Annotated in this window: 14 protein-coding genes; 6 read left to right on the top strand and 8 right to left on the bottom strand. The window is 74.8% G+C overall.

What is annotated here, in order from left to right; genetic code table 11:
* Window positions 1–47 precede the first annotated feature (47 nt).
* Window positions 48–461 (bottom strand): SsgA family sporulation/cell division regulator, encoded by a 414-nt coding sequence (locus tag ACIP4O_RS23630; protein ID WP_401577235.1) that lies wholly within the window; start codon window positions 459–461, stop codon window positions 48–50.
* Window positions 462–618: 157 nt separating this feature from the next.
* On the opposite strand from ACIP4O_RS23630, the gene ACIP4O_RS23625 reads away from it, so the two are divergent.
* Entirely contained in the window at window positions 619–1,311 is a 693-nt protein-coding gene (locus ACIP4O_RS23625; RefSeq protein ID WP_401577234.1) for an endonuclease V, read from the top strand.
* Between the two features lie 40 nt (window positions 1,312–1,351).
* Here the strand turns inward: ACIP4O_RS23625 and ACIP4O_RS23620 are convergent, their stop codons facing one another.
* From ACIP4O_RS23620 to ACIP4O_RS23605, 4 genes are all read right to left on the bottom strand, one after another.
* Window positions 1,352–2,563, bottom strand: coding sequence for a saccharopine dehydrogenase family protein (locus ACIP4O_RS23620; protein ID WP_401577232.1), 1,212 nt, complete (start codon window positions 2,561–2,563; stop codon window positions 1,352–1,354).
* 83 nt (window positions 2,564–2,646) lie between these two features.
* On the bottom strand, window positions 2,647–3,294 hold the full coding sequence (locus ACIP4O_RS23615; RefSeq protein ID WP_401577230.1) for a class I SAM-dependent DNA methyltransferase: 648 nt from the start codon (window positions 3,292–3,294) through the stop codon (window positions 2,647–2,649).
* 21 nt (window positions 3,295–3,315) lie between these two features.
* Window positions 3,316–4,095 (bottom strand): methyltransferase domain-containing protein, encoded by a 780-nt coding sequence (locus ACIP4O_RS23610; RefSeq protein ID WP_401577229.1) that lies wholly within the window; start codon window positions 4,093–4,095, stop codon window positions 3,316–3,318.
* Window positions 4,096–4,188: 93 nt separating this feature from the next.
* Window positions 4,189–4,710: an NUDIX hydrolase gene (locus tag ACIP4O_RS23605; protein WP_401577227.1), complete on the bottom strand. Its 522-nt coding sequence runs from the start codon at window positions 4,708–4,710 to the stop codon at window positions 4,189–4,191.
* 297 nt (window positions 4,711–5,007) lie between these two features.
* Between ACIP4O_RS23605 and ACIP4O_RS23600 the strand changes: the two genes are divergently transcribed.
* The 3 genes from ACIP4O_RS23600 (at window position 5,008) to ACIP4O_RS23590 (ending at window position 9,694) form a co-directional block, all read left to right on the top strand.
* On the top strand, window positions 5,008–6,147 hold the full coding sequence (locus ACIP4O_RS23600; protein ID WP_401577226.1) for a CaiB/BaiF CoA transferase family protein: 1,140 nt from the start codon (window positions 5,008–5,010) through the stop codon (window positions 6,145–6,147).
* A gap of 102 nt (window positions 6,148–6,249) precedes the next feature.
* On the top strand, window positions 6,250–7,464 hold the full coding sequence (locus ACIP4O_RS23595) for an acetyl-CoA C-acetyltransferase (protein ID WP_401577224.1): 1,215 nt from the start codon (window positions 6,250–6,252) through the stop codon (window positions 7,462–7,464).
* 52 nt (window positions 7,465–7,516) lie between these two features.
* On the top strand, window positions 7,517–9,694 hold the full coding sequence (locus tag ACIP4O_RS23590) for a 3-hydroxyacyl-CoA dehydrogenase NAD-binding domain-containing protein (RefSeq protein WP_401577222.1): 2,178 nt from the start codon (window positions 7,517–7,519) through the stop codon (window positions 9,692–9,694).
* Between the two features lie 19 nt (window positions 9,695–9,713).
* Here ACIP4O_RS23590 and ACIP4O_RS23585 read toward each other — a convergent pair whose 3' ends face one another.
* Entirely contained in the window at window positions 9,714–10,505 is a 792-nt protein-coding gene (locus ACIP4O_RS23585) for a MerR family transcriptional regulator (protein ID WP_401577220.1), read from the bottom strand.
* 126 nt (window positions 10,506–10,631) lie between these two features.
* On the opposite strand from ACIP4O_RS23585, the gene ACIP4O_RS23580 reads away from it, so the two are divergent.
* The gene (locus tag ACIP4O_RS23580; RefSeq protein WP_361321146.1) at window positions 10,632–10,913 is read left to right on the top strand and encodes a hypothetical protein; all 282 of its coding nucleotides are present in this window, start codon (window positions 10,632–10,634) and stop codon (window positions 10,911–10,913) included.
* Window positions 10,914–11,029: 116 nt separating this feature from the next.
* Window positions 11,030–11,890, top strand: coding sequence for an oxygenase MpaB family protein (locus tag ACIP4O_RS23575; protein WP_401577218.1), 861 nt, complete (start codon window positions 11,030–11,032; stop codon window positions 11,888–11,890).
* Window positions 11,891–11,906: 16 nt separating this feature from the next.
* On the opposite strand, the gene ACIP4O_RS23570 is transcribed toward ACIP4O_RS23575, so the two are convergent.
* Together ACIP4O_RS23570 and ACIP4O_RS23565 are read right to left on the bottom strand one after the other, a co-directional pair.
* Complete coding sequence (locus ACIP4O_RS23570) at window positions 11,907–12,890, bottom strand: FAD-dependent oxidoreductase (RefSeq protein ID WP_401577216.1); 984 nt, start codon at window positions 12,888–12,890, stop codon at window positions 11,907–11,909.
* 307 nt (window positions 12,891–13,197) lie between these two features.
* Window positions 13,198–15,714, bottom strand: a complete 2,517-nt coding sequence (locus tag ACIP4O_RS23565; RefSeq protein WP_401577215.1) for a Tex family protein — start codon at window positions 15,712–15,714, stop codon at window positions 13,198–13,200.
* Window positions 15,715–15,723 lie beyond the last annotated feature (9 nt).

Here is a 15,723-nt window from a genome sequence, read left to right as displayed (position 1 = left end):
CGTGCTCCGGCCCGGGTCCGTACGGCCGTCCCGTGTCCCCGGTCCCCTCAGCCCTCCCGCATCAGCGCGGCCAGGCACCGGTCCAGGTCCACCGTGATCCGCTCCTCGCCCGGCGGAACGACCGTCGCCGTCCGCTCCAGGAAGCCGCGCACCTCCGCGCTCGGCAGGTGCACGACGGCCATGCCCTCGGGCGCGTGGAACTCCACGATCAACCGTTCCCAGCCGTGCGGGCGCACCCGCACGTCACCGTTCCCGGCCGGGCCCGTGAGCCCGTCCCGCAGGAGCTCGCGCGCGAAGGTCCAGCTCACCTCCGTGCCCTCCAGCGTGGCGGAGGCGGGGAAGTCGACGCGGACCGCGAACGGGTCGCGCGCGTCGTAGTGGAACGTGGCCTCGACGGTGGGCAAGAAGGCGGCGGCGGCCACGACGTGGGCCTTGACAGCTTGTTCGATGGTGAGGGACAACGCCTGCTCCCCTGGTTGTCGACGGGCGGCACCTGCGGCCGTACACCAGGTAAAGACGCCGGAACGCCCCATTCAGTGGCCGGTCGGGGGCAGTGAACTTCGTCACCGCGTTCCCGGGAACCGTGTACCCGCAGGTGGCGGGGCCCATGATGGGCGCGTGGAGATCTTGCGCACACCCCCCGGCTGGCCACGTACCGAGACGGAGGCGCGCGCCGCGCAGGAGACGCTGCGCGCGCGGCTCGTACGCGAGGAGCCGGGGCCCGCGCCCGGAACGGTCCCGCTGACCGGCGTCGACGTCGCCTACGACGACGCCCGCGACCTCGTCGCCGCGGCCGCCGTCGTCCTCGACCCCGAGGGCCGCACCGTGCTCGGGCAGGCGACCGCCGTGGGCCGCGTCCCGTTCCCGTACGTGCCCGGGCTCCTCGCCTTCCGCGAACTCCCCGCGGTCCTCGCCGCCCTGGAGCGGCTCCCCGTCGCCCCCGGCGTCGTGGTCTGCGACGGCTACGGGGTCGCCCACCCGCGCCGCTTCGGGCTCGCCGCCCACCTCGGCGTCCTCACCGGCCTGCCCGCCTTCGGCGTCGCGAAGAACCCGTTCCTGTTCACCTACGAGGCACCCGGCGGGGAACGCGGCGCCCGTACCCCGCTCCTGGACGGCGCGGAGGAGGTCGGCGCGGCGCTGCGGACCCGTACCGGCGTCAAACCGGTCTACGTCTCGGCGGGCCACCGCGTCACGCTCGACACGGCGTGCGCCCACACCCTCGCCCTGACTCCGCGCTACCGCCTCCCGGAGACGACACGCCGCGCGGACGCGCTGTGCAGGGCGGCGCTCAGGGAGGCGGGGGCGGGGTGAGACGGGCCGCTCGGAGGCCACCGCCCTCCGCCCCCTTCCCTCACCCCTCCCGCCGGGCCGCCTCCCGGATCACCAGGCCGGACCTCCGCAGCCGCTCCGTCAGTGCCTCTCCCATCGCCACCGCCGGTGTCAGCTGGCCCGACAGGGCGGGGAGGTCGTCCAGGGCGAGGCTCAGGGCCGACTCGCCGAGGATGCGGGCGGTCTCGTCGTAGCCCGGGTCGCCGCCCCGCACCTCCGTGTACACGCGCCGGCCGCCGCCCTCGCCGATGAAGCGCAGCGAGAAGCTGCTGCGGGCGCGGCGCTCCTCGCTCGGGCCCGTGCCGGGCGCGAGGCGCGCGGACAGGGCGCGGCGCAGGGGCGGGACCTGGGCGGCGGCGAGGAGGGCCGCCGCGCCCGTCAGGCCCGCGAGCGCGGTGGGCAGGCGGCGCACCGCCACGTGGTGGCGGTAGCGGAAGTCCGGTCCGTAGCGGGGCAGGGCGCGCGCCGAGCGGGCGACGAGCAGCGGGTCGAGTACGGGCAGAGGCAGCGCCCAGGCGCCGAGTTCGCCCACGTACCGGGGCGGTCCCGGCGGCGTCGTGACCCGGCGGCCGGGCTCGGGCGGCGCCTCGACGGCGGCGCGTTCGCGGGCCGCGCGGGCAAGCGCGAGCGGGCGTGCGAGGGCGGTCAGCGTCGAGTCGACCGTACCGCCCGAGGGGGCCGCGTCCACCGACAGGAAGCCGTCCACCCGCAGCGGCACGCCCTCGGGCAGCCGCCCCACCGTGAACAGCGCGCCCAGGTCGGCGGGCACCGAGTCGAATCCGCAGCCGTGCACGAGCCGCGCCCCCGTGGCCCGCGCCCGCGCCTCGTGGCGCAAGTAGCTCCGGTCAATGAACTCCGGCTCCCCGGCCAGGTCCGCGTAGTCCGTGCCCGCGTCCGCGCACGCCCCGACGAGCGCGTCCCCGTACCGCAGATAGGGGCCCACCGTCGTCGCGAGCACGCGGGTGCGCGCCGCGAGCTCGCGCAGCGCGGACGCGTCCCCGGCGTCGGCGGTCAGTACGGGGACGCCCTCACGTCCCAGTGAGGCGCGCGTCCGCTCCAGCTTCTCCGCGTCGCGCCCCGCGAGTGCCCAGCGCAGCGAGGGTGGCGCGTGTGCGGCGAGGTACGCGGCGGTCAGCGCGCCGACGAAGCCGCTCGCGCCGTAGAGCACGAGGTCGAACTCGCGGTCCCTCCGGGCGGTTTCGTGGGGACGACCGGGCATGGTGTTCGTCTCCATGCCCCCACTCTCGCAGCTCGCCCCCGCCGTCGCGGCGCACCACGGCCCGTACGGCGGGCCCCGACCGCTCCTCGCGCCCCGGTCTACGCCTTGCGGGCCAGGAGGTGGAGCGTCTGGAACTGCCGCTTGTCCGTGGGCCGCGGCTCGATCACCGTACGGGCCGACTCGTGGAGCCCGCGCGCGCCGAGGAGCGCGGCGAGGCGGTCCGGGGACCAGCGGTAGGCGGTGGTCACCGCGTGGTCGTAGGACTGGGTCTCGTGCTCGGGCCCGTCGGTCGCCGCGAGGGAGAGCAGGAGGTACCCGCCAGGGGCAAGGACGCGGGCGAACTCGTCCAGGACCGACGGTACTTCGGTCGGAAGGGTGTGGATGAGCGACCACCGCGACAGGACGCCGCCGAGCGCGCCGTCCGCCAGGTCGAGCGCGGCCGTCGAGCCGACCTCGAAACGCAGCCCCGGGTGGGCCGCGCGCGCGAGCCCGATCATCGTGGGCGAGGCGTCGATGCCGAAGGCGCGCAGGCCCAGCCCGCGCAGGTGCGCCGTCACGTGACCGGGCCCGCAGCCGAGGTCGCCCACTGCGCCGTCCCCGCCCGCACGCACCAGCTCGGCGAACGCGCTCAACAAGGCACGCTCCAGGGGAGCTTCACGCAAGGACTCGCTGAACAACCGGGCGTACTCGGGCGCGACGGCGTCGTAGGCGGTACGGGTGGCGGGCAGGCTCGCGAGTTCGGTCATCCGGTGAGGGTACGGCCCGGACTACGGGGCGACCTCCGCGACGACGACGCGAAGAGTCACGGCGGCGCAGAAGGGCTCCGTGGCGAGGTGGCCGAGCCACCGCTCGGCCTCGGTGGCGCTCAGGTATCCGGCGGACACGGCACGCTCGGTGGTGCGCCGGATGCCGAGAACCTCGTCGGCGGCCCGTACCTCGCGGAAGACAGACGTGACCGGGACGACGTCCGAGACCGAGAACCCCGCCTCCCGTGCGAGGCGGGGCAGTTGCCGCCCGATCACGCCGTTGCGCACGATCCGGTCCGCCACGTGGCGGGTGTAGGCGCGCGCGAGCCCGAGGTCGGGGTGGTCGATCGCGAGCGAGTCCCAGTCGGGTTCGCCCATCACGAGCCTGCCGCCGGGACGCAGGACACGCCGGATCTCCGCGAGCGCGCGGGCCGGCTCGACGACGTGCTGGAGGCCCCGGTCGGTACGGGCGAGGTCGGCGCAGCCGTCCGGGAACGGCAGGGCGTGGAGGTCGCCGGCCACCACGCCGATATGAGCCGTGGCCCTCGTGCGCTCGCGCGCCCGCTCGGCCAGGCCGGCGAGGAGTTCCACGCCGACGACCTTCCCTGTCGGGCCGACCGCGTCGGCGAGCGGGCCGAGATCCGCCCCCGAACCGCAGCCCAGGTCCAGCGCCGTCGCACCGGGCTTGGCGTCCAGCGCGGCGAGCAGGACGCCCTTGTAGGACCGCGCCGCGTCGGTCGCGGCCAGCCGGTCGAGGTAAGCGGCCGGGTCCGGAACGGCACGCTCGAACAGGTCAGTCATGGCTGTGGCCCTCCGCCGGGGAATCGTCCGCGCCGAGAGGCCGAAGCCGGTGCCGGTCCCCGGGACCCCCGGCCCCGCATGACGTTACCCCCGCTACTCGTTCAAGTCCTCGTCCATGTCCCCCAGATGTTCCACCGTCGGCCACTCCCCGCGCGCCCCCGCCGCGAGGAGCACGGGCAGCCGGGCCGCCATCCCGCGCGGGCGCACCGTCTCCGCCGTCGTCGCGAGGGCCTCGGGGCTCCACCAGCGGTGGCCGTGCGTCGCCTCGGTCGTGTCGACGCGTACGGCGGCGGTCTCGACCGCGTCCAGGAGGACCACGCGGAACTCCTCGGTCTGGTCGATCCGCGCACCGTCCACCGTGAACAGGGCCCGTCGCGTCCACACCAGGGGGCCGAGCCGGTCGGACCGCAGCACGAGGCCCGTCTCCTCGGTCACTTCGCGCAGCGCCGCCTCCTCGGACGACTCGCCCGCCTCGATGCCCCCGCCCACCGTGAACCACCACGCCGCGCCCGGCGTGCGCGGGTCGCGGGCGCACAGCAGGAGGAGGCGCCCCCGCGGATCGGTGAGCAGGACGCGCGACGTGCGCCGCCAGCGGACAGCCGGTTCTCCGCTCATGTGCCCGGAGCCTCCCGTTGGGCGATCCCTCACGACCCGGGCCGCGCCTCGTGCACGCCGCGCCCTCGTGCACGCCGCGCCCTCGTGCACGCCGTGCCCGTCCCCGCCGCGCGGGCAGGCGCTGACAAGGGCGGGGAAGGCGCGGTCCGGTTTTCCTCGTCCTCACCGTACGCACCCGGCGCCCCTCGCGTACGACACTTCTGAGCGCTCGCTTTCCCGGGGCTTGTGCCGGGACCGTGCCGTTCATAGCATCGCCGGTGTTACATCAGTTGTGTCACAAGCCCTGGAGTCGTGCGGATGAGCGGAACAGCGGAGCGGGGCGGGCCCCTCGGCGGAGTGCGGGTCCTGGAACTGGCGGGGCTCGGCCCCGGGCCCTTCGCCGCGATGCTCCTCGCGGACCTCGGCGCGGACGTCGTACGGGTGGACCGGCCCGAACGCGGCGGCATGTTCGGCATGGACCCCGGGCTCGACTTCACCAACCGGGGCAAGCGCTCCGTCGAACTCGACCTCAAGACCGAGGAGGGCGCCGCCGCCGTCCTCGCGCTCGCGGCGCGCGCCGACATCCTCGTCGAGGGCTTCCGCCCCGGCGTCGCCGAACGCCTCGGCGTCGGACCGGAGCAGGCGCTCGCCGCGAATCCCCGGCTCGTCTACGGGCGCGTGACCGGCTGGGGCCAGGAGGGCCCGCTCGCCCACCGCGCCGGGCACGACCTCACCTACCTCGCCCCCACCGGGGCCCTCGCGCTCGGCGGGAACCCCGACGAACCCCCGACCTTCCCCGCGAACCTCCTCGGCGACTTCGCGGGCGGCTCCCTCTACCTCGTCGTCGGTCTCCTCGCCGCGCTGCGGCACGCCGAGCGCACGGACGAGGGCCAGGTGGTGGACGCCGCGATCGTCGACGGCGCCGCGCACCTGACGACCCTCCTGCACGGGCTCCTCGCCGCAGGCGGCTGGCAGGACAGGCGCGGCAGCAACCTCCTGGACGGCGGCAGCCCCTTCTACGGCTGCTACGAGACCGCCGACAAGAAGTACATGGCGGTCGGCGCCCTGGAGAAGCGCTTCTACAACGAGTTCGCCGAACGCCTCGGCATCGCCGAAACGGCACCCGCGCGGGAGGACTTCGACCACTGGGACGAGTTGCGCGCCCGTATCGCGGTGGCCTTCAAGTCCCGTACGAGGGCCGAGTGGACGAAGATCTTCGCCGACTCGGACGGCTGCGTCGCACCCGTACTCTCCCTGCGCGAAGCCCCCCACCACCCGCACCTCGCCGTCCGGAACACCTTCGTCCCCGGCCCCGACGGCACCCCCCAGCCCGCCCCGGCCCCCCGCTTCTCCGCGACCCCCGCCCCGGCTCCCGGCCCGCTCCTGACCCCGGGCGCGGACACGGAGGCGGTGGCGGCCGACTGGGGTGTGCCGGGCCTGACCGAGCCCCCGTCATAAGCCTCTCCGGCGATTGAGGGGCGGGGCCCCGGGGCGGAGCCCCGCCCCTCGGGCCGCCCCTCGCCGCCGCCCACCCCGTCCCCGCCTCCCCGAAAGGCCGAGATGACCACCGAAGCCTACGTCTACGACGCCCTCCGCACCCCCCGAGGTCGCGGCAAGGCAACCGGCTCCCTGCACGGCACGAAGCCCATCGACCTCGTCGTGGGACTCCTGCACGCACTCCAGGAGCGCCTCCCGGACCTCGACCCCGCAGCGATCGACGACATCGTCCTCGGCGTCGTCTCGCCGCTCGGCGACCAGGGCTCCGACATCGCGCGCATCGCGGCGATCGCGGCCGGACTGCCCGAGACCGTCGCCGGGGTGCAGGAGAACAGGTTCTGCGCCTCCGGACTGGAAGCGGTCAACCTCGCCGCGGCCAAGGTCCGTTCGGGCTGGGAGGACCTCGTGATCGCGGGCGGCGTCGAGTCGATGTCGCGCGTCCCGATGGCCTCGGACGGCGGGGCCTGGGCGATGGACCCCATGACGAACCTGGAGACCGGTTTCGTCCCGCAGGGCATCGGCGCCGACCTCATCGCGACCATCGAGGGCTTCTCGCGCCGCGACGTCGACGAGTACGCGGCGCTCTCGCAGGAACGCGCCGCGACCGCCTGGAAGGAGGGCCGCTTCGACCGCTCCGTCGTCCCCGTCCGCGACCGCAACGGCCTCGTCGTCCTCGACCGCGACGAGCACCTGCGCCCCGGCACGACGGCCGACAGCCTCGCGAAGCTCAAGCCCTCCTTCGCCGACATCGGCGAACTCGGCGGCTTCGACGCCGTCGCGCTCCAGAAGTACCACTGGGTCGAGGAGATCGACCACGTCCACCACGCGGGCAACTCCTCAGGAATCGTGGACGGTTCGGCGCTCGTCGCGATCGGCAGCGAGGAGGTGGGCCGGCGGTACGGGCTGCGCCCCCGCGCCCGTATCCTCTCGGCCGCCGTCTCCGGCTCCGACCCCACGATCATGCTCACCGGGCCCGCCCCCGCCTCGCGCAAGGCCCTCGCCAAGGCCGGTCTCACCGCGGCCGACATCGACCTCTTCGAGATGAACGAGGCGTTCGCCGCCGTCGTCCTCCGCTTCGCCCGCGACATGGACGTCCCGCTCGACCGCGTCAACGTCAACGGCGGCGCGATCGCCCTCGGCCACCCCCTCGGCGCCACGGGCGCGATGCTCCTCGGCACCCTCGTCGACGAACTCGAACGCCAGGACAAGCGCTACGGCCTCGCCACGCTCTGCGTCGGCGGCGGCATGGGCGTCGCCACCGTGGTCGAACGCCTCTGACGGGCCCCGCCCCGCCCCCATTCGTCCGCAACGGAGCCCAGGAGCCCAACCCATGAGCGAGCCCACCCCCATCCGCTGGGAACGCGACGACACCGGCGTCCTCACCCTCGTCCTCGACGACCCCGCCCAGTCCGCCAACACGATGAACGCCGCCTTCCGCGCCGCGCTCATCGCCACCGCGGAGCGCCTCGAAGCCGAGCGCGACAGCGTCCGCGGCATCATCCTCACCTCCGCCAAGAAGACCTTCTTCGCGGGCGGCGACCTCCGCGACCTGCGTGCCGCCCGCCCCGAGGATGCCGAGCGCGTCCTCGCCGACTCCCTCGCGCTCAAGGGCGCCCTGCGCCGAATCGAGACCCTCGGCAAACCCGTCGTCGCCGCGATCAACGGCGCGGCACTCGGCGGCGGTTACGAACTCGCCCTCGCGAGCCACCACCGCATCGCGCTCGACGCGCCCGGCTACCGCATCGGCCTCCCCGAGGTCACCCTCGGCCTCCTCCCCGGCGGAGGCGGCGTCACCCGCTCCGTACGCCTCCTCGGCATCGCCGACGCGCTCCTCACCCTCCTCCTCCAGGGCACCCAGCACACCCCGCGCCGCGCCCTGGAGAAGGGCCTGATCGACGAACTCGCCACCGACCGCGACGACTTGCTCGCCAAGGCCCGCGCCTTCATCGACGCGCACCCCGAGTCCGCCCAGCCCTGGGACCGCCCCGGCCACCGCATCCCCGGCGGCACCCCCGCCCAGCCGAAGTTCGCCGCGAACCTCCCCGCCTTCCCCGCCAACCTCCGCAAGCAGACCGGCGGCGCCCCCTACCCGGCGCCGCGCGCCATCATGGCCGCCGCCGTCGAGGGCTCCCAGGTCGGCTTCGAGACCGCGCAGACCATCGAGGCCCGCTACTTCACCGGCCTCGTCACCGGGCAGACCGCGAAGAACATGATCCAGGCGTTCTTCTTCGACCTCCAGAAGGTCAACTCCGGTGCCGCGCGCCCCGCCCACGTCCCGCGCCGGAAGGCCGCGAAGGTCGCCGTGCTCGGCGCCGGGATGATGGGCGCGGGCATCGCCTACGCGTGCGCCCGCGCGGGCATCGAGGTCGTCCTCAAGGACGTCGACCCCGAGGCGGCGGCGCGCGGCAAGGCGTACTCCGAGAAGCTCCTCGCGAAGGCCGTCGCGAAGGGCCGCAGGACGGAGGCCGAGAAGGCGGAATTCCTCGCCCGCATCACACCCACCGCCGAGGCGAAGGACCTCGCGGGTTGCGACACCGTCATCGAGGCCGTCTTCGAGAACACCGCGCTCAAGCACCAGGTCTTCCAGGAGATCCAGGACGTCGTCGCGCCCGACGCGCTCCTGTGCTCCAACACCTCCACGCTCCCCATCACGACCCTCGCCGAAGGCGTCGAACGCCAGGCCGACTTCATCGGGCTGCACTTCTTCTCACCCGTCGACCGCATGCCGCTCGTGGAGATCATCAAGGGCGAACGTACCGGGGACGAGGCCCTCGCCCGCGCGATCGACCTTGTGCGGCAGATCAACAAGACCCCGATCGTCGTCGCCGACTCGCGCGGCTTCTTCACCTCCCGGGTCATCGGCCAGTTCATCCAGGAGGGCGTCGCGATGGTCGCCGAGGGCATCGAGCCCGCCTCCGTGGAACAGGCCGCGGCGCAGGCCGGCTACCCCGCGAAGGTCCTCTCGCTCGTCGACGAACTCACCCTCACCCTGCCGCGCAAGATCCGCGACGAGAGCCGCACGGCCGTCGAGGCGGCGGGCGGCACGTGGGCGGGGCACCCGGCCGACACCGTCATGGACCGCATGGTGGACGAGTTCCGGCGCCCCGGACGCGCGGGCGGCGCGGGCTTCTACGAGTACGAGGACGGCAGGCGCGGACGGCTGTGGCCCGGGCTGCGCGAGCACTTCACGAAACCCGGCACCGAGATCCCCTTCCGCGACATGCGGGAGCGGATGCTCTTCTCCGAAGCGCTCGACACCGTGCGGCTCCTGGACGACGAGCACGTCCTCGGCTCCGTCGCCGAGGCCAACATCGGCTCGATCCTCGGCATCGGCTTCCCCGGCTGGACCGGCGGCGTCCTCCAGTACATCAACGGCTACGAGGGCGGCCTGCCCGGTTTCGTGGCCCGCGCCCGCGAACTCGCCGCCCGCTACGGCGCGCGCTTCGAGCCCCCGGCCTCGCTCGTGACCCGGGCGGAGCGCGGGGAGCCGTACACCGACGAGGACTGAGGCCGTACGGGGGAGCCGGTCAGCCCGCGTCCGGCTCCCCTTCGCGCTCCCCTTCGCGCGTGGTACCGCCCGCCGGGAACGCCCCGCGCAGCTCCTCGTTGAGCGAGCGCTGGAAGGCGGTGAGCAGCGCCTGGAGCACGAGCGGCTGCATGTGCGCCGACAGCGACCGCGCCTCGCCCGCCTCCCGTACGCCCACCTCGCCCCGGAACACCTCGCTCAGCTCGTGCGCCGTCCGCGCCGCGTTGCGCAGCAGCACCTCGCGCGCCGCCGCGATCGCCTCGCGCGACATCGGCAGGTCCAGGAGGCGCACGGCGAGCCCGACGAGGACGGTGTCGAGCACGTACCGCTCCCCGGCCCCCGGCACCGGCGTGAGCACCCCCATCGCCGCGAGCCGCTCCAGCTCGTCGGCCCCGAGGCGCCGCCCGATCCGCTCCTCCGCCTCCGCGCGCCCGCACTCCACGGCCGCGTCGGGGAGCCAGGAGGCGACCATCGCGCGGTGGATGGCCAGCTCGTACGCCGTCGTCTCCTCGGGCAGTCGTGCCACGTACCGCTCGATCGCGGCGAGCGTGAGGCCCTGCCGCCGCAGGTCGTCGACGAGCGCCAGGCGGGCGAGGTGGCCCGGCCCGTAGAGCCCCACGCGGCGCGGCCCGATCCGGGGCGGCGGGAGCAGTCCGCGCGTCGCGTAGAAGCGCACCGTACGGACCGTGAGCCCCGCGCGGGCCGCCAGTTCGTCCACCGTGTACGTGCGCTGCTCCTCCGGCTCGGGGGCGCCCGGCGTCGCGGGTGTGCGCGCGGTGCGGGTGACTGCCACGATCCTTCTCCCCGGGGGCTGCGGTGCGTCTGTGCGGTGGAACACTATTGCTGTCTCACCGATGTTGTGAAGATCGGGGCCGTCACCGAGGGTTGCGCACCCGCCCGGACCGGGTAGCCCTTGGACATGCACCTGCTCCTCGCGGGATCGCTCCTGATCGCCTCGGCCCTGCTCCTCGCCCGCGCACTCTCCGTCCGCAGGCGCGGGCGCTGGGGCGCGGGTGACACGGTGGCACCCGCCGCCCCGCTCGCGGGCATCGTGGTCGCCGCACCGGGCCCGCTGCCCCCACCCGGCGGCCCGCGCCACACCGACCAGGCCCGCCGCGAGGCGGCCAGAGTCCGCGCCGAGGCCGAACTGCGCGACCGCGCCTCCGAACTCGCGGCCCTCCTCGCGGCCCGGGGCGCCTGAGCCCCACCCGTCCCCCCCCCCGCCCATACTGCCCAGGCTCCCCACCGCCCCTGACGCGCCTCACCCGCACCCCGCGCATACTGGAGGTATCCGACCACCCCAAGGAGAGGTGCCCCGTGCCGCCCAGCGCGCCGCCGCCCGAGCCGCCCCCGCCCGGCGGGGTGCTGTGGAGTCTCGCCGGGGACGTGCGGATGCTGCTCATGCTCCCCTCCGCGCTGCTCCTCCAGGTCGCGCACCCGGCCGTCGGCGCGGGCGTGGATGCGCACTCGGTCTTCCGCACCGACCCCTGGGGCCGGGCCGCGCGCTCCCTCGACTCGCTCCTGCTGTGGGTGTACGGGGGTGAGGCGGCCCGCGCCGAGGGCCGCAGGCTGCGCCGGCTGCACCGCGACATCAGCGGCACCGACACCCGGGGCCGCGCCTACCACGCGCTGCGCCCGGAGACGTACGCCTGGGTGCACGCGACCGGCTACCCGGTCAACCGGCGCGGCCTCGCCCTCCTGGTCCGCCCCCTCACCCCGGCCCAGGACCGCGCCCTGTACGCGGAGTGGCTGCGGGTCGGGCGGCTGCTCGGCCTGCGCGAGCGGGACATGCCCGCGACACCCGAGGAGTTCTGGCCGTACTACCGCCGGATGCTCGCCACGGAGGTGGAGACGAACGCGGTCGTGCGCGAACTCCTCGCCACGGACACAAAGGTCCCCGCCCCGGATCGCGGCCCCCTCGCCCTGCGCCTGACGCTGCGCGCCCTGTGGCCGCTCCTTTTGCCCCCGGCCCTGCGTGCCCGCCGCTTCCTGACGATCGGCTTCCTCCCCGCCGACGCCCGCGCCGCCCTCGGCCTGGACTGGACCCCCGCCCAGGAACGCCGACTGCGCCGCCTCGCGACGGCGTTCCGCCTCGTGGTCCCCGCCCTGCCCGAACGCCTCCGCTACTTCCCCTCCGCGCGCCGCGCCCGCGCGGAGGCCAGGCGGCGTCGCGCCTGAACCGAGCGTTCCCCCCTCAGCTCCCCAGCGCCTCCGCCACCGCCCGCGCCGCCTCCCGCGCACACCCCCACGCGACCGTCACGCCCGCCCCGCCGTGCCCGTAGTTGTGCACGAGAGGCGTGCCGTCCGGCAGGCGCTCCGGCGCGAGGCGGACGCCGCCGGTGCGGGCGGGGCGGAGGCCGACGCGGTGGGCGAGGACACGGGCGCCGGCTATCTCCGGGCGGAGCGCGGCGCAGTCGCGGATGATCGCCTCCGCCGTGGCCGGGTCCGGGGTCTCGCGGTAGTCGTGCTCCTGCGCCGTGCCGCCGAGGAGGAGACCGTACGGCTGCGGGATGTAGTAGACCGAGCGTTCTCCCTCGCCCGCCGTTGACGTGAACCACGTCGTCACGCCGGGATTCTCGACGAGGACGAGCTGACCGCGCACCGGGTGGACCGCCTCGTCGGGTACGAGGGAACGCGCGCCCAGGCCCGTGCAGTTGACGACCGCGCGGGCGCCCTCGGCCGCTTCGGCCAGCGAGGCGGCGGTACGGGGCACGACGGGGACGGCCGCCGCGCGCAGCCGCTCCTCCAGCCAGGCCAGGTGGTGCGGCATGTCGATCACGGGCAGCCGCCCGAAGAGCCCCGGGGAGTGCGGGGACTCCGCCGCCGTCGCCGTGCGCAGGCCCCGTACGGAACCGGCCCACGGCCCCAGCGTGTCGAACGACGTCTCCGTGTGCACCCCTTCGACGAGCCGCACCCCCGTCCGCGCCGGTTCGGCCGCCCACTCCTCGTACACCGCGAGCGTCTGAAGCGCCCAGGCGCCGACCCGCTCCTCGGGCTCGATGTGGTACGGCCACCACAGGCCGCCCGCGACGGCCGAGGTGGCGCGCGCGGCGGGCCGCCGCGCCCACACCTCGACCTCGTGCCCGGCGGCGCGCAGCTCAAGTGCCGTACTGAGCCCGATCACCCCGGAGCCGAGGACGCGGACCGGAGCGGAGGCGGCGACAGAGGGTGAGGTCATGGCCCCGACCGTACCGCCGGGCGCTCAGCGCACCCGTCCCACCCCCGTGCAGGGCCCGCCGCGCGGTACGTCGAGCGCCGGGGCGCCGCCCTCGTCCCACTCCGTGGTCGTGTCGGTCCTCATGGGCTCTTCGCCGGTGACAGGGTGCTCTTCGCCCGTGACGGCCCCTCCGGTGCGGGTGAGTGCTCCCTGCGGGCTCGTTCCGTCCGAACACGGCCGACTACTCGGGCCGTTGAGGGCAATACGCGGGGCAGGGGACGGGGGCGGCTCGTACGGGAGCCGCCCCCTTTCACCGCGGTAACGGGACTCAGCGCCCCAAGCGACCGCCGCGCCGCTGACCGCCCTGGCCGCCGTTCTGGCCGCCATCGGTGAGGCCCGCGCGCCGCAGCGCGTCCGCCATCGCCGAGTTGACGGGTGCGGGCCCGCCCGCGCCGCCGGAACGGCCACCACCGCCGGAACGCCCCGCGCCACCCGCGCCGCCACCGCCACCGCGCTGACGCGGCGGTCGCTGGCCGCCCCCGCGCCGCTCGCCGCCGTTGCCGCTGCCTTCCTGGCCCTGCGGAGCGCGCGGCCCGCGCTCCTGGCGGCCGCCGCCGCGCCGCGCGCCGCGCTCCGCGCCGATCTCGTCGTCGAGCCGCAGCGTCAGCGAGATCCGCTTGCGCGGCAGGTCCACGTCGAGGACCTTGACCTTCACGATGTCGCCCGGCTTGACGACCTCGCGCGGGTCCTTCACGAACTCCCGGGAGAGCGCCGAGACATGGACGAGACCGTCCTGGTGCACGCCGATGTCCACGAAGGCCCCGAAGGCCGCGACGTTCGTCACGACGCCCTCCAGGACCATGCCCGGCTCCAGGTCGGAGAGCTTCTCCACGCCCTCCTTGAAGGTCGCCGTGCGGAAGGCGGGCCGCGGGTCGCGCCCCGGCTTCTCCAGCTCGCGCAGGATGTCGGTGACGGTCGGGAGGCCGAACGTCCCGTCCACGAAGTCGTCCGGGCGCAGCGAGCGCAGCGTTCCCGTGTCGCCGACGAGCGCGGCCACGTCGCCGCCCGTCGCCTTCGCGATCCTGCGCACCACCGGGTACGCCTCGGGGTGCACGCTGGAGGCGTCGAGCGGGTCGTCGCCGCCCCGGATGCGCAGGAAGCCCGCACACTGCTCGTACGCCTTCGGGCCGAGCCGCGCGACCTTCTTGAGGTCGGTACGGGAGCCGAAGGGCCCGTTCTCGTCGCGGTGCCGCACGATGTTCTCGGCGAGCGTCGCGCTCACCCCGGACACCCGCGAGAGCAGCGGCGTGGAGGCGGTGTTGACGTCGACGCCGACGCCGTTGACACAGTCCTCGACGACCGCGTCGAGCGAGCGCGAGAGCTTCACCTCGGACAGGTCGTGCTGGTACTGGCCGACCCCGATCGACTTCGGGTCGATCTTGACCAGTTCGGCGAGCGGGTCCTGCAGGCGGCGCGCGATGGAGACCGCGCCGCGCAGCGAGACGTCCAGCTCGGGCAGTTCCTGCGAGGCGAAGGCGGAGGCCGAGTAGACCGAGGCGCCCGCCTCCGAGACGACGACCTTGGTGAGCTTCAGCTCCGGGTGCGCGGCGATGAGTTCGCCCGCGAGCTTGTCGGTCTCGCGCGAGGCGGTGCCGTTGCCGATCGCGATGAGGTCGACGTGGTGCCGCTCCGCGAGCCGCGCGAGCGTCGCGAGCGAGTCGTCCCAGCGGTTGCGCGGGGCGTGCGGGTAGATCGTGTCGGTCGCGACGACCTTGCCCGTCGCGTCCACGACGGCGACCTTCACGCCGGTACGCAGGCCCGGGTCGAGCCCGAGTGTCGCGCGGGTCCCCGCGGGCGCGGCGAGCAGCAGGTCGCGCAGGTTCGCGGCGAAGACCGTGACCGCCTCGTCCTCGGCCGTCGTGCGCAGCCGCAGCCGCAGGTCGATGCCGAGGTGCACGAGGACGCGGGTGCGCCAGGCCCAGCGGACCGTCTCGCGCAGCCACGCGTCCCCGGGGCGTCCTCGGTCCGCGATCCCGAAGCGGTGCGCGATGACCCCCTCGTAGGAGGAGGGCGTGCCCGGCTCGGCGGGCGGCTCCTCGGGCTCCAGGGTGAGGTCCAGGACCTCTTCCTTCTCGCCGCGCAGGAGCGCGAGGACGCGGTGCGAGGGGAGCTTGGCGAAGGGCTCGGAGAAGTCGAAGTAGTCGGAGAACTTCGCGCCCGCCTCCTCCTTGCCCTCACGGACCTTCGAGGAGAGGCTGCCGCGCGTCCACATGCGCTCGCGCAGCTCACCGATGAGATCGGCGTCCTCAGCGAAGCGTTCCGAGAGGATCGCGCGGGCCCCGTCGAGGGCGGACTGCGCGTCGGCGACGCCCTTGTCCGCGTCGACGTAGGCGGCGGCCGCCTCGGCCGGCTCCCCGGAGGGATCGGCGAGCAGCCCTTCCGCGAGCGGTTCGAGCCCTGCCTCGCGGGCGATCTGCGCCTTGGTGCGGCGCTTGGGCTTGAAGGGGAGGTAGACGTCCTCCAGGCGCGCCTTCGTGTCCGCGCCGAGGATACGGGCCTCGACCTCCGCCGTGAGCTTGCCCTGCTCCCGTACGGATTCGAGCACCGCGGTACGCCGCTCCTCCAGCTCCCGCAGGTAGCGCAGCCGCTCCTCCAGGGTGCGCAGCTGGGCGTCGTCGAGGGTGCCCGTGACCTCCTTGCGGTAGCGCGCGATGAAGGGCACCGTCGAGCCGCCGTCAAGCAGCTCGACGGCCGACCTCACCTGCCGCTCCTGAACTCCGAGTTCCTCGGCAATGCGTCCCTCGATGGACGCTGATTCGGTGGACCCCGTGCGGGCTGTCGTCACGTTCCCGTA

Source organism: Streptomyces sp. NPDC088923, from assembly GCF_044749745.1.
In the GTDB taxonomy this organism is placed as follows: Bacteria; Actinomycetota; Actinomycetes; order Streptomycetales; family Streptomycetaceae; genus Streptomyces.
The sequence above is the reverse complement of the archived record's forward strand: the minus strand, read 5'-3'. Positions and strand labels throughout refer to the sequence as shown.

What these genes read in the sequence shown, in the direction of transcription:
- ACIP4O_RS23595 (WP_401577224.1), top strand. Translation starts at nt 6,250, where the DNA reads ATGACCACCGAAGCCTACGTCTACGACGCCCTCCGCACCCCCCGAGGT.
- ACIP4O_RS23600 (WP_401577226.1), top strand. Translation starts at nt 5,008, where the DNA reads ATGAGCGGAACAGCGGAGCGGGGCGGGCCCCTCGGCGGAGTGCGGGTC.
- ACIP4O_RS23580 (WP_361321146.1), top strand. Translation starts at nt 10,632, where the DNA reads ATGCACCTGCTCCTCGCGGGATCGCTCCTGATCGCCTCGGCCCTGCTC.
- ACIP4O_RS23570 (WP_401577216.1), bottom strand. Translation starts at nt 12,890, where the DNA reads ATGACCTCACCCTCTGTCGCCGCCTCCGCTCCGGTCCGCGTCCTCGGC.
- ACIP4O_RS23610 (WP_401577229.1), bottom strand. Translation starts at nt 4,095, where the DNA reads ATGACTGACCTGTTCGAGCGTGCCGTTCCGGACCCGGCCGCTTACCTC.
- ACIP4O_RS23605 (WP_401577227.1), bottom strand. Translation starts at nt 4,710, where the DNA reads ATGAGCGGAGAACCGGCTGTCCGCTGGCGGCGCACGTCGCGCGTCCTG.
- ACIP4O_RS23615 (WP_401577230.1), bottom strand. Translation starts at nt 3,294, where the DNA reads ATGACCGAACTCGCGAGCCTGCCCGCCACCCGTACCGCCTACGACGCC.
- ACIP4O_RS23590 (WP_401577222.1), top strand. Translation starts at nt 7,517, where the DNA reads ATGAGCGAGCCCACCCCCATCCGCTGGGAACGCGACGACACCGGCGTC.
- ACIP4O_RS23620 (WP_401577232.1), bottom strand. Translation starts at nt 2,563, where the DNA reads ATGGAGACGAACACCATGCCCGGTCGTCCCCACGAAACCGCCCGGAGG.